The organism is Streptomyces sparsus (genome assembly GCF_054776295.1).
In genome coordinates, this window is sequence record NZ_BAAHCA010000062.1 from 1 (window position 1) to 12,416 (window position 12,416).

Here is a 12,416-nt window from a genome sequence, read left to right on the forward strand (position 1 = left end):
CCGGCTGCGGCGGCCTCGGTGAGCAGCCGCCGCCAGGTGGCGGCCAGGGCCCGGTTGCGGAACAGCCGTCCCGGCTCGGGCGGCCGTCCGCCGGGCAGGTACACCTCGGCGGAGGACGTCCACTCGGTCTCGAAGAGTTCCCGCACCGCCCGGACGGTGTTGCCGACGCCCTCGACGGGCGGGTGGCCGTGCTCGGCGTAGCCGATCGCGTAGCCGAGGGCGCGCTCCAGCGTGATGGTGCCGTGGTCGCGCAGCAGCAGCATCCAGGCGTCGAACGCACCGGGTACGGCGGCGGCGAGCGGCCCTGTGCCGGGCACCACGTCCAGGCCCAGCCCGGTGTAGTGGGCGAGGGTGGCTCCGGCCGGTGCTACCCCCTGCCCGCACAGCACCCGCACCGGGCCGCCGGCCGGGGCGAGCAGGACGGGCACCTCCCCCGCCGGGCCGTTGAGGTGCGGTTCCACGACGTGCAGGACGAAGCCGGCGGCGACCGCCGCGTCGAAGGCGTTGCCGCCGTCCTCCAGCACCGCCATCGCCGTGCCCGACGCGAGCCAGTGGGTGCTGGACGCCATGCCGAAGGTGCCCTGAAGGGTGGGCCGGGTGGTGAACATCGTCCTCCTCGGTACGTGAGGTCCCGTCACTGCGGGGCTTCGTTGCGCCGTGCGTAGGCACGGGCCGCGCGGGCACGGTCGCCGCAGCGGGTGGAACACCAGTGGCGTCGGCCGTGGGTCCGCAGGAGGAACCGGTCGCAGGGTGGGGAGCCACAGACGGCGAGGAGGGCGACGTCCGGGCCGGTGAGCAGGTCGGCGGCATCGGCGGCAAGGGTCGCCAGCGCGTGGTTCACGGCCTGGTCGGTGGGGTGCGCCGTAACCCGGCGCAGTCCCTGAGCCCCGTCCCAGGCGAGCAGGGGCGCCGTGGGCACTGCCGTGAGCGCCTGGTTCACAGCTCGCAGGGATTCCTCGGGCGGGGCGACACCCTCGACGCGGGCGGCGAACAGGGCCCGCACATGGCCTCGCAGAGTGCGCATCCGCGACGCGCACACCTCGTACAGCTGCACGTCCCGGCTGGTCAGGTCGTGGCTGACGAGCCAGCGCCTGGCGGAGCCGGGGGCGGCGAGCAGGTCGTAGCTCTGGCCGGCGGGCAGGGTCACGGCGGTGTCGGCGAAGCCCAGGGAACGGTGCTGGTCGACACCGGGAGCCGGGGGCAGAGCGGCGTCCTTGATGTCGGCAACCGCGATCTCCTTCATGCCCTCATGGTATCGCTTGCTTTTTTCCGTGACTCCGACCTAGCCTGACATCACGGAAAACACAACACTTTCCCATGAGGATGATGGATCATGTCCCAGCACAGCACCGAGCAGACGCAGGTCCGCACCTTCGGCGGCCCGACCGCCCTGTTCGAGTACGGCGGCCTGCGCTTCCTTACCGACCCGACCTTCGACGGCCCCGGCGACTACCCCTCTCCCGGACCGACACTGACCAAGACCGCCGCCTCCACCGCGACTCCCGCCGACCTCGGCCCGATCGACGTGGTCCTGCTCTCGCACGACGAGCACGCCGACAACCTCGACAACTCCGGCCGGGCCCTGCTCGCCGACGTCCCGCTCACCCTCACCACCCCCGGCGGTGGCCGACGCCTGGGGTCCAGGGCCAAGGGCCTGACCGACTGGGAGTCCGTCGAGCTGAACCGGCCCGACGGGGGCACGATCACCGTGACCGGCGTCCCCGCCATCCACGGCCCCGGCCCACGCGAGGACGTCGAGGCGATCACCGGCCAGGTCGTCGGCTTCGTCCTGACCGGGGACGGCCTGCCCACCGTCTACGTCAGCGGAGACAACGCCTCACTCGAAGCGGTCAAGGAGACCGCGAAGCTCTTCGCCCCGGTGGACACCGCCATCCTCTTCGCCGGAGCCCCCCGTTTCCCCATGCTCTTCGACGGCTCGCAGCTCGTCCTGGACAGCGCCCAGGCAGCCGAGGCAACGGAGATTCTCGGCGCCCGCCGCGTCGTTCCCGTCCACCACGACAGCTGGGCCCACTTCACCGAGGGCCGCGACGAGCTCGAAGCCGCCTTCGCCGCTGCCGGCCTCGCCGACCGCCTGGACCGGGACTGGGCCCGGCGTTCCTGAGCCGGCCCGACCGCGGGTGCACCGGCCCGCCCCGGTGCCGGTCGGCATCCGGCGCACGGGTCCCTCGGCCGTCAGTTCCAGGAAACCCGCGAACCGCGCGCTTCGGCCGCGCGGGAGGGGCGGCCCCACTCCGCTCTCCGGAGCCCACTACCCGCCGGAGTGCGCTCCTCCACCGCGCGGCCCGCCGGGTCAGCGGGCCTGTCGCAGCAGGCGCAGCTGGCCGATCTCGGCGACGTTCTTCATCAGCTCGGAGTTCACCCAGCCCAGCATGTGCGCGACGGTGTACGCGGGGTCGTCCTGCCGCGGGAAGGATGCCGTGGCGTCCAGCTCGGTGTCGGTCAGCCCGTCCAGGACCTCCAGCCACTCGGTCCGGAGACCGCGCAGCCACTCGACGGCCGGGTCCCCCGCACCTGGCCACTCGACCGCGGTGCGCTCCCGCGGCGTCCGTCCCCGTGCGTGGTCGAGGGTGACGCTCCACCACCAGCCGATGTGCCAGCTCAGCCAGCCGATGGTGGGGACCGGGACGGGGTCCGGCTCGGTCTCCGCCCAGTCCGGCACCCAGCCGCCGTCGGCGCCGGGCCGGACCGTCCAGCAGAGCGGCGCGGGCTCCCAGAGGAAGTCCTCCGCCTCCAGCAGTTGCAGGTGGTACTCGAAGAGTGACCAGGTCAGCTCGAACTGCGCGAGCAGCAGGTCGCGTCGGGATGGGCGCATCGGGCGACCGTGCCACAGCGGACGGTCGCCGGGAAAGCGGTTTTCTGCCGGGCCGCTCGCCCGCCCGGCATCACGGCGCCGGATCAGGTCGGGAACGCGGCGGGCCGGGTCATGGCGTGGCGGCGGGTTCGGGATCGGCGGCGGGGATGTCCTCGCGGTGCAGGAAGGTCGCCAGCAGGTCCCCGACGGGGTGCTCCGCTTCGGCGGGGTGGCGCAGGGCGACGGTGGGGTCGATGGTGTAGCGGTTGCGGCGGCCGACCCGGGTGCGGGTGAGGTATCCGGCCGCTTCGAGGTCGGCGACGATCAGCTGTACGGCGCGTTCGGTGATGCCGATGTGCTCGGCGACATCCCGTAGCCGCGCTTCGGGATCGCGGGCGAGGGTGATCAGGACGCGAGCGTGGTTCGTGAGGAACGTCCACTGGTCGCTACGCGCGGAGGTCAGCTGGCTCATGTCCCTCAGCATACGAAGCGGACTCCGCTGGACCATAGTGTTTTACGAAAGTTTATTGGCGAAAATCTTTTCACGTAAGTCTTGACGGGTATCGGGTGCTCGGGTGACGCTGGACACGTCCCCGCTTCTCCCCTCCGGCACCACTGAAAGGGGGTCACGATGCCCGCCCAGACCCTGACCAGGCCCCGTCCCACCACCGACGCCCCGCTCCTGCCGGTCTCCCTGCCGCGGCCGGTCACCGCGCTGGTGGCCGACCGGTCCGACGACCTCGCCGTGGTGGAGGCGGCGGTCCGCCTGGCCGCTGCCCGGAAGGCGCCGCTCCTGCTCGTCGCTGTGCTGCCCGCCCGACAGCGGCTGACGGGGTCCTCGCACGAGGACGCGAAGGCCGCCCGGACGGTCCTCGCGCCGGTGCTGTCCCCGCTGCGCCGCGCGGGCGTCGGCTACATTCCGGTCGTGCACCGCTTGCCGGCCGACGGCGGACAGTCGCAGCAGCGGGCGGCGGACGAGGTACTGGCGCTGGCGTCAAGGCACCGCTCCCCGCTGCTGGTCGCCTCCAGCCGGGGCCCCGTAGGCCTGGACGCGCACAGCCTGATCGAAGCCTCGGACCTGCACGGGGGCCCCGCAGTCCACGCCGTCGCTCCCTGCCTGCCGGCGGCGCCCCTCGACGACGCGGGCCCGAGGCCGGTCGAAGTGTCACCCACCGAGGTGTGAGCCCGTGAGGGCGCCGGCCCAGCGGCGACTGCCCATGGCCGCCCGGCGACCCACCTGGCCAGCTGCCCGGCCCTGCCCTCACCTCCGCCCCCAGCCACAGGAAGCCGATCAACCATGAATGACCTGTCGTTCACCGCCCCGCTGTGGGTGTGGGCAGCGGTCACGTGTGTCATCGCCGTCATGCTCGCCATCGATCTGATCGCGCACCGCGACAACCACGTGATCGGCTTCAGGGAAGCGGCCGTCTGGTCCGGCGTGTGGATCGCGATCGGCCTCGCCTTCGGCCTGGTGCTGCTGGCGTGGCAGGGCACGGAGGTGTCCTCCACCTACTACGCCGGGTATCTGATCGAGAAGGCCCTGTCGATCGACAACGTGTTCGTCTTCGCGCTGGTCTTCTCGTTCTTCGCCGTTCCGCCCGCCTACCAGCACAAGGTCCTGTTCTGGGGTGTCGTCGGCGCCCTGGTCTTCCGGCTGGTCTTCATCTTCGTCGGCGTCGAACTGCTGGAGCTGTTCTTCTGGACCGCCTACCTGTTCGGCGCGTTCCTCATCTGGACCGGCTACAAGATGGCCGTCTCCAAGAACGAGGAGATCCACCCCGACCGCAACGTCGTCGTCCGCCTGGTGACGCGGGTCATTCCCACTGACGCGAAGTACCACGGCGGCCGCTTCTTCGCCAGGGTCAACGGACGGCGGGTGGCCACCCTGCTGTTCGTCGCGCTGGTCACCATCGAGGCCACCGACCTGGTCTTCGCCGTCGACTCCGTCGCCGCGATCCTCGCCATCACCACCAACACCTTCCTGGTGTGGACCGCCAACGCCTTCGCCGTGCTGGGCCTGCGCAGCCTGTACTTCTGCCTCGCGGGACTGCTGCGCCGCTTCACCCACCTCCACTACGGGCTCGCGATCCTGCTCGCCTTCGCCGGCGTCAAGCTGATCCTGTCCGAGACCCCCGTCGGCAAGCTGCCCATTCCTCTCACCCTGGGTGTCATCGTCGTCACCATCACCGTGTCCATCGCCTGGTCCCTGCTCGCCACCCGTGGCCAGAACGTCGACACACCGGCCGGCACCAACCCCCCGGCGGGCGTCGAGGCCGCCTCGCCGACCAATCCCCGCACCGGCTCCTCGACTCCCCCTGACCGGACGGAAGGACCCCCACCGTGATCACCCTGTTCCGAGGCCGGCACGCAGACGTCCCCACCCCCCGCCCGGTCACCGCCGTGCACACCTACACGCTCCCCGGCCACCCGGCCGGTGGCGTGCTGGCCGTCCTCACCGGCGCCCGCGCGGACCGGGAAGTGGCCGTCCGTGCCGGGCGGTTCGCCGCTCGCACCGGGCGGAAGCTGACGGTAGCGATCGCCTTCGCCTCCACCGGCTTCAGTCTGAACGCCCTGCTCCACCTGGGCCGGTACCGACGCCTCGCCCGCCAGGCCGACGCCGTCCTCGCCGCGCACCGCGAGGCCCTCGCCCCTGCCGAGACCTACCGCAGCGTCGTCACCGTGCTGCCCGCACGCACCAATCCCTACCACCGCCTGCCCGCCCGCAGCCTGAAACGGCTGGCCGACCGCGCCGGCGCCACCACCGCCCTCACCTCCGTGCCCCTCCACCCGCCCGGCAGGCACTTCACCCTCGCCGACGAGTTGCCGGACGCGCCGCCCCACACCACCGACCCGCCGCCCCCACCCCTCGCCTCGTAGCGTCGTCATCCTCGTGGCGGACGCGACGCGCACCCGCATGACCGTGCTTCGGGCCCTCCGGCGGGACACCGCACCGGTGCGACACTCAGCCCGGGGCACCGCCGTCACCAGGCGCTGCCGCCTACGCGGCGGTCCGGCGGCGCATCAGCAGCAGGTAGACGACGAGGGAGGCGCCCAGGCCGACGGCCCAGCTGTAGTCGGCGAGCGGCCGGAGCAGCGGTATGAGGCCGTCCTCGGGAAAGGGTCCCTGGCCGGGCGCGGAGTGGGAGCCGCCGACGGCGAGCAGCCCGCCGACGGCGAAGGCGGCGAGCGCCGCCGGGTTCCAGCCGCGGGCGTACCAGTAGCGGCCGTCCGCCCGGTACAGCTCGGCGACTTCCAGGTGCGTGCGGCGCAGCAGCCAGTAGTCGGCGATGAGAATGCCGGCGACCGTGCCCAGCAGTCCGCCGACGGTGCCCAGCCAGGTGAAGATGTAGACGCTCGGGCTCTCGATCAGCTTCCACGGGAAGATGACCACGCCGATGAGGCAGGCGATGAGCGCGCCGGTCCGGAAGTCGATGTGCCGGGGCGCCAGGTTGGACAGGTCGTAGGCGGGGCTGACCAGGTTGGCGGCGATGTTGGTGGAGAGCGTGGCCAGCAGGATGACGAACAGCGCGAACAGCACACCCGGGGTGCTGTCCATGCGGGCAGCCAACTGGCTCGGGTCCCAAATGGGTTCGCCGTAGACGGCCTGTGAGCCGGAGGTGACGAGCACCGACAGCAGCGCGAACACGGCCATGGTGGTGGGCAGTCCGAGCGTCTGGCCCCACACCTGGGCGCGCTGGCCGGCGCCGAAGCGGGTGAAGTCGGGGATGTTGAGGGCCAGCGTCGACCAGAAGCCGATCATGCCCATCAGCGCCGGGAAGAAGACCTTCCAGAAGTCGGTGCCCCAGCCCAGGGCGGACGGCTGGTCGAGCAGCGGACCGAAGCCGCCGGCCTTCTGCGCGATCCACACCAGGAGCGCGAGCGCGCCCAGCAGCATCAGCGGGGCGGCCCAGTTCTCCAGCCGCCGCACCGCGTCCATGCCGCGCACGATGACGACGATCTCGATGACGAGGAACAGCAGGAAGCACAGCCACTGGGTCCACGGGTAGGAGAAGACGGTGCCCGCCTCGGCCCACCAGGCGCCGAACGCCCGGCCGCCCAGGAAGTAGATGGCCTGGCCGCCGATCCACGTCTGGATGCCGAACCAGGCGCAGGCGACCAGCCCGCGCAGCAGGGCGGGCAGGTTGGCGCCGACCACACCGAACGAGGCGCGGGCCAGCACCGGGAACGGGATGCCGTACTTGGGGCCGGCGTGCCCGGTGAGCAGCATCGGGAACAGCACGATGACGTTCCCCAGGGCGATGGTGAGCACGGCCTGCTTCCAGTCCATGCCGAGCGCCACGAGGCCGGAGGCGAGCGTCCAGGACGGGATGTTGACGGCCATGCCGATCCACAGGGCGGCGAAGTTGTACGTCGTCCAGCGGCGTTCGGCCGGCGGGACGGGGCTGAGGTCGCTGTTGGTGAACCGGCTGTCCCCGGCTATCGGGGGCTGGTCGGCTGCCGCGGGAGCTGTTCCGGACATCGGCGCACCTCTTTCGTCTCGCCGCACGGGGTGTCGGGGCCGCACAGTGGTTGTGCGGGAGTACAGGGTGTCGCTGACCGCTCAGGGTCCGGCCCGGCAGGCGGTTGTGCCGCCGCTCACCGCGGGTGGGCCGGCAGCCCGGTCGGGCTCCGCCGACGGCTCTCCGGGGACGCCCGCCGGCGGCCCGGGGCTCGGGCGTCCCGGCCCCGGCCGTCCGGGGTTCAGGTGCCGAGAGCGGGGATGACGCTGGTGCCGTAGGCGTCGATGGTGCCTTCCTTCGCGTCGTGCATGGCGTAGACGGCGAACTGGTCGACGCCCAGCGCGCGCAGCTCACGAAGCTTCTCGACGTGCGCCTCGGGCGGTCCGAGCAGGCAGAACCGGTCGACGATCTCGTCCGGCACGAAGGCGGTGTCGGGATTGCCGGCCCGGCCGTGGTGGGCGTAGTCGTAGCCGGTGCGGTTCTTGATGTAGTCGGTGAGTTCGTCGGGGACCAGGTCCGAGTGCTCGCCGTACCGGCCCACGAGGTCGGCGACGTGGTTGCCGACCATGCCGCCGAACCAGCGGCACTGCTCCCTGGCGTGTGCCAGGTCGTCACCCACGTAGGCGGGCGCGGCGACGCAGACGGTGACGTCGTCGGGGTCGCGGCCGGCGTCCACGGCGGCGGACCTGACGGCCTTGACCATCCACTCGGTCAGGTAGGGGTCGGCGAGCTGGAGGATGAAGCCGTCCGCGAGCCGGCCGGCCATCGCGAGGGCCTTCGGCCCGTAGGCGGCCATCCACACCGGCAGCCGGCCGTCGCGCACCCACGGCAACCGCAGCTCGGCGCCGTCCACGACGGCCTGCCGGCCCTCCGCCAGCTCCCGGATCGCGGTGATGGCCTCCCCCAGCCGGGCCAGGGTGTTCGGGGCGCGGCCCGCCACTCGCATCGCCGAGTCGCCGCGGCCGATGCCGCAGACCGTGCGGTTGCCGTACATCTCGTTCAGGGTGGCGAAGGTGGAGGCGGTGACCTCCCAGGTGCGGGTGCCGGGGTTGGTCACCATGGGGCCGACGATCAGGCGGTCCGTGTGTTCCAGGATGCGGCTGTGGATGACGTACGGCTCCTGCCACAGGACCGCCGAGTCGAAGGTCCAGCCGTAGCGGAAGCCGTTGCGTTCGGCGCGCCGCATCAGGCCGACGGTGGCCGAGCCCGGCGGGTCGGTCTGGAGCACGAGCCCGAAGTCCATGCTGGTCCTCTTTCCGGTGCGGCGGGCGTCAGTCGAGGTACTGGCAGGTGGCGCGGGGCACGTAGCGGCCGTGACCGGCGCGTCCCGTCCAGGTGCGGCGGTCCAGGACCGTCTCGCCGCGGGAGAGCACCGTCTCCACCCGGCCGGTGATCCGCTTGCCCTCGTACGCGGAGTAGTCGACGTTCATGTGGTGGGTGGTGACCGAGAGGGTCTGCTCGGCGTGCGGGTCGTACACCACCACGTCGGCGTCCGCGCCGGGCGCCAGCGTGCCCTTGCGTCCCGCCAGGCCGAACATGCGGGCCGGAGTGGTGCAGGCGATGTCGATCCAGCGGCGCCGCGAGATCCGGCCCTCGACCACGCCCTGGTGCAGCAGGTCCATGCGGTGCTCGACGCCCGGCATGCCGTTGGGGATCTTGGAGAAGTCGCCGCGGCCCAGTTCCTTCTGCCCGGAGAAGCAGAACGGGCAGTGGTCGGTGGAGACCACCTGGAGGTCGCGGGTGCGCAGTCCGCGCCAGAGCGCCTCCTGGTGCTCCCTGGGACGCAGCGGCGTGGAGCAGACGTACTTGGCCCCCTCGAAGTCCGGCTCGGCGAGGTTGTCGGTGGACAGGAACAGGTACTGCGGGCAGGTCTCCCCGAAGACGGGATGCCCCTCGTCCCTGGCCCGGGCGAGTTCGGCGACGGCCTCCTCCGCGGAGACGTGCACGACGTACAGCGGCGCGCCGGCGACCCTGGAGAGCTGGATCGCCCGATGGGTGGCCTCGGCCTCCAGCAGTGCCCTGCGCACCTCGCCGTGGTGGCGGGGATCGGTGCGGCCGGCGGCGAGTGCCTGCTCGACGAGCACGTCGATGGCGATGCCGTTCTCGGCGTGCATCATGATCAACCCGCCGTTCTGGGCGCCTCGTTGCATGGCCCGCAGGATCTGGCCGTCGTCGCTGTAGAAGACCCCCGGGTAGGCCATGAACAGCTTGAAGGAGGTGACGCCCTCTGCCACGAGGTGGTCCATCTCCTTGAGCGTGTCCGCGTTGACGTCGGAGAGGATCATGTGGAAGGCGTAGTCCACGGCGCACTGCGCCTCGGCCTTGGCGTGCCAGGTGTCGAGGCCCTCCCGCAGCGCCTGCCCGCGGCCCTGCACCGCGAAGTCCACGATGGTGGTGGTGCCGCCCCAGGCGGCGGCGCGGGTGCCGGTCTCGAAGGTGTCGGAGGAGAAGGTTCCGCCGAACGGGAACTCCAGGTGGGTGTGGGCGTCGACGCCGCCCGGCACGACGTACCGGCCCGTCGCGTCGATGGTCCGGTCGGCCGTCCAGCCCTCGGCGCAGGCGCTGCCGCGGGCCGCGAGGGCGGCGATCGTCCCGCCCTCGATCAGCACGTCGGCGTCCAGCTCCTCGGTGGCGGTGACGACAAGACCGCCGCGGATCACGGTGCGGGAACCCGCCATGTCGGTCACACCTCCTGAACGGGCCGGGACTGTGCCTGGTGGAGGGCCGCTTCGAGCAGGGCGGCGCCCTCCTCGGCCTCGGCGACGGTCAGCGACAGCGGGGGCGCGACGCGCAGCACGTTGCCGTGCAGGCCGCCCTTGCCGATCAGCAGGCCGCGTTCCCTGGCGGCTTCCAGCGCCTCGGTCGCGGTGCGCGCGTCGGTGAGTTCGATGCCGATCATCAGGCCGCGGCCCCGGACGTCCTCGACGCAGGTGAGGCCCGCGGTGGCGCCGCGCAGCCGCTCGATCAGCAGCCCGCCGACCCGCCGGGCGTTGCCCTGGAGGTCGTGCTCCAGCAGGTACGCGAGGTTGGCGTTGGCCGCGGCCATCGTCACCGGGCTGCCGCCGAACGTGGAGATGGAGTTGGCGTCCAGGCTGTTCATCACCTCGGCCCGGGCGACCACGCCGCCGATCGCCATGCCGTTGCCGATGCCCTTGGCGAAGGTCAGCATGTCGGGCGGGCCGTTGCCGTCGTGCGCCTGCCAGCCCCAGAAGTGGTCGCCGGTGCGCCCCCAGCCGGTCTGCACCTCGTCGCTGATCCACAGGATGCCGTGCTCGGCGAGGACCTCGCGGAACGCCGCGTAGAGGCCGTCCGGCGGGGCGGTGAAGCCGCCGACGCCCTGCACGGGTTCGGCGATCAGCGCCGCCACCGAGCGGGACGTCTGGTTGAGCATGTCCTTCAGGTCGGCGACGCAGGCGGCGATGAACTCGGCGTCGCCCAGGTGCGCGAAGGGACCGCTGTGCCGGATGCCGCCGTGCAGGTAGAGCGTCTGGAGCGGCGAGAGGCTGGTGGGCGACCAGGAGCGGTTCCCGGTGATGCCGACGGTGGTGAAGGACCTGCCGTGGTAGCTGTTGCGCATCGCCAGGATCTGGTTGCTGCGCCGGTGGGCGGTGGCGAGCAGCAGGGCGGCGTCGTTGGCCTCGGTGCCGGAGGTGGTGAAGAAGACCCGGGCGTCGGGGATGCCGGAGAGCGCCGCGATGCGTTCGGCGAGCTCCACCATCGGGCGGCTGAGGTAGAGCGTGGAGGTGTGGATGATACGTCCGGCCTGCTCGCTGACGGCCTTCGTCACCTCCGGCAGGGCGTGGGCGGTCATGGTGGTGAGGATGCCGCCGAAGAAGTCCAGGTAGCGGTTGCCGTCCGCGTCCCAGACGTGCCGGCCCTCCCCGTGGGTCAGTTCCAGCGGGCGGTCGTAGTAGAGCGACAGCCAGTCGGGCAGCACGTCGCGGTGCCGTTCGTGGAGCGTGCGGTGGGTGGCGGTGGCGTCACTCATGGCTGCGTCAGCTCCCCGTAGGCGTCGGGACGCCGGTCTCGGTAGAACGCCCACTGCTGCCGGACGTCGTCGATCATGCGGAGGTCCAGGTCGCGGACGAGGAGTTCCTCCTCCTTGTCGCTGGCCACGTCGCCGACGAACTGGCCGCGGGGGTCGACGAAGTAGCTGGTGCCGTAGAAGTCGTTGTCGCCGTACTGCTCGCGGCCGACCCGGTTGATGGCGGCGACGAAGTACTCGTTGGCGACGGCCGCGGCGGGCTGCTCCAGCTGCCACAGGTGAGCGGAGAGGCCGCGGGAGGTCGCGGAGGGGTTGTAGACGAGCTGGGCGCCGGCCAGGCCCAGGGCCCGCCAGCCCTCGGGGAAGTGCCGGTCGTAGCAGATGTACACACCGACCCGGCCGACCGCGGTGTCGAACACCGGCCAGCCGAGGTTGCCGGGTTTGAAGTAGTACTTCTCCCAGAAGCCCTTGACCTGCGGGATGTGGTGCTTGCGGTAGGTGCCGAGCACGGTGCCGTCGGCGTCGATGACCGCCGCGGTGTTGTAGTAGAAGCCGGGCGACTCGATCTCGAACACCGGCACCACGATGACCATGCCCGTCTCCCGGGCGAGGTCCTGCATGCGCCGGACGGTCGGGCCGTCGGGCACCGGTTCGGCCCAGCGGTAGTGCTCGGGTTCCTGCACCTGGCAGAAGTAGGGGGCGTTGAACACCTCCTGGAAGCCGATCACCTTGGCGCCCTGCCGGGCGGCCTCGCGGGCGTGTTCCTCGTGTTTGGCGATCATCGACTCGGTGTCGCCGGTCCAGCTGGCCTGCACCAGTGCGGCACGCACAACATCGGCCATGAGCTGCTCCTTTGTCGGGGCGTCAGCCAGGCATGACGCGTGTAGATCCACGCGAGGATGCGACCGTAATCCCCGTCACCCTCGGTGGCAAGGCCATCGCCGTGACGTCACCGTAATGATCATGGGTCGGTCATGTTTCGCGGGCCAGCAGACCCTCGATGTCCCGGCCGTGTTGCAGGGAGACCGAGTGTGCGGCGGCCCGCAGCAGCGGGGGCAGCACCGCGCGGTCCACGGCTGCGGCAGCGGCGGCCTCGGCAGGGCGGGCCCTGACCAGGGCGGCCAGCAGATCCGTCGCCTGCGGTTCGCGGGCGCTCGCA

Annotated in this window: 14 protein-coding genes; 4 read left to right on the forward strand and 10 right to left on the reverse strand. The window is 71.7% G+C overall.

The window, feature by feature from the left end:
* Positions 1 to 608 (reverse strand): gamma-glutamyltransferase (locus ACYVE9_RS06320; protein ID WP_461026724.1); only part of this gene is annotated, 608 nt, incomplete at its 3' end.
* 26 nt (positions 609 to 634) lie between these two features.
* On the reverse strand, positions 635 to 1,243 hold the full coding sequence (locus ACYVE9_RS06325; RefSeq protein ID WP_461026725.1) for a CGNR zinc finger domain-containing protein: 609 nt from the start codon (positions 1,241 to 1,243) through the stop codon (positions 635 to 637).
* Between the two features lie 90 nt (positions 1,244 to 1,333).
* Between ACYVE9_RS06325 and ACYVE9_RS06330 the strand changes: the two genes are divergently transcribed.
* Positions 1,334 to 2,122, forward strand: a complete 789-nt coding sequence (locus ACYVE9_RS06330; protein WP_461026726.1) for an MBL fold metallo-hydrolase — start codon at positions 1,334 to 1,336, stop codon at positions 2,120 to 2,122.
* 189 nt (positions 2,123 to 2,311) lie between these two features.
* Here the strand turns inward: ACYVE9_RS06330 and ACYVE9_RS06335 are convergent, their stop codons facing one another.
* Together ACYVE9_RS06335 and ACYVE9_RS06340 are read right to left on the reverse strand one after the other, a co-directional pair.
* Positions 2,312 to 2,833 carry a DinB family protein gene (locus tag ACYVE9_RS06335; protein ID WP_461026727.1) on the reverse strand — a complete coding sequence of 174 codons (522 nt, stop codon included), beginning with the start codon at positions 2,831 to 2,833 and terminating at the stop codon, positions 2,312 to 2,314.
* Positions 2,834 to 2,942: 109 nt separating this feature from the next.
* Positions 2,943 to 3,284: a helix-turn-helix transcriptional regulator gene (locus tag ACYVE9_RS06340; protein WP_461026728.1), complete on the reverse strand. Its 342-nt coding sequence runs from the start codon at positions 3,282 to 3,284 to the stop codon at positions 2,943 to 2,945.
* Positions 3,285 to 3,443: 159 nt separating this feature from the next.
* Here ACYVE9_RS06340 and ACYVE9_RS06345 point away from each other — a divergent pair, with 159 nt between their 5' ends.
* From ACYVE9_RS06345 to ACYVE9_RS06355, 3 genes are all read left to right on the forward strand, one after another.
* Positions 3,444 to 3,995, forward strand: coding sequence for a universal stress protein (locus tag ACYVE9_RS06345; protein WP_461026729.1), 552 nt, complete (start codon positions 3,444 to 3,446; stop codon positions 3,993 to 3,995).
* Between the two features lie 114 nt (positions 3,996 to 4,109).
* Positions 4,110 to 5,156: a TerC family protein gene (locus ACYVE9_RS06350; RefSeq protein ID WP_461026730.1), complete on the forward strand. Its 1,047-nt coding sequence runs from the start codon at positions 4,110 to 4,112 to the stop codon at positions 5,154 to 5,156.
* Positions 5,153 to 5,689: a hypothetical protein gene (locus ACYVE9_RS06355; protein WP_461026731.1), complete on the forward strand. Its 537-nt coding sequence runs from the start codon at positions 5,153 to 5,155 to the stop codon at positions 5,687 to 5,689. Before ACYVE9_RS06350 ends, ACYVE9_RS06355 begins: the two co-directional genes overlap by 4 nt.
* Before the next feature lie 121 nt (positions 5,690 to 5,810).
* On the opposite strand, the gene ACYVE9_RS06360 is transcribed toward ACYVE9_RS06355, so the two are convergent.
* The 6 genes from ACYVE9_RS06360 to ACYVE9_RS06385 all read right to left on the reverse strand — a co-directional run.
* Positions 5,811 to 7,292 (reverse strand): NCS1 family nucleobase:cation symporter-1, encoded by a 1,482-nt coding sequence (locus ACYVE9_RS06360; RefSeq protein WP_461026732.1) that lies wholly within the window; start codon positions 7,290 to 7,292, stop codon positions 5,811 to 5,813.
* A 221-nt stretch (positions 7,293 to 7,513) separates the two neighbouring features.
* Entirely contained in the window at positions 7,514 to 8,515 is a 1,002-nt protein-coding gene (locus ACYVE9_RS06365; RefSeq protein ID WP_461026733.1) for a TIGR03842 family LLM class F420-dependent oxidoreductase, read from the reverse strand.
* A gap of 28 nt (positions 8,516 to 8,543) precedes the next feature.
* The gene (gene hydA / locus ACYVE9_RS06370; RefSeq protein ID WP_461026734.1) at positions 8,544 to 9,950 is read right to left on the reverse strand and encodes a dihydropyrimidinase; all 1,407 of its coding nucleotides are present in this window, start codon (positions 9,948 to 9,950) and stop codon (positions 8,544 to 8,546) included.
* A 5-nt stretch (positions 9,951 to 9,955) separates the two neighbouring features.
* Complete coding sequence (locus ACYVE9_RS06375) at positions 9,956 to 11,260, reverse strand: aspartate aminotransferase family protein (RefSeq protein ID WP_461026735.1); 1,305 nt, start codon at positions 11,258 to 11,260, stop codon at positions 9,956 to 9,958.
* Positions 11,257 to 12,099: a nitrilase-related carbon-nitrogen hydrolase gene (locus tag ACYVE9_RS06380; protein ID WP_461026736.1), complete on the reverse strand. Its 843-nt coding sequence runs from the start codon at positions 12,097 to 12,099 to the stop codon at positions 11,257 to 11,259. The genes ACYVE9_RS06375 and ACYVE9_RS06380 overlap by 4 nt, the downstream gene beginning before the upstream one ends.
* Positions 12,100 to 12,229: 130 nt before the next feature.
* The coding region (locus ACYVE9_RS06385; RefSeq protein WP_461026737.1) for a hypothetical protein at positions 12,230 to 12,416 on the reverse strand (187 nt) is incomplete at its 5' end.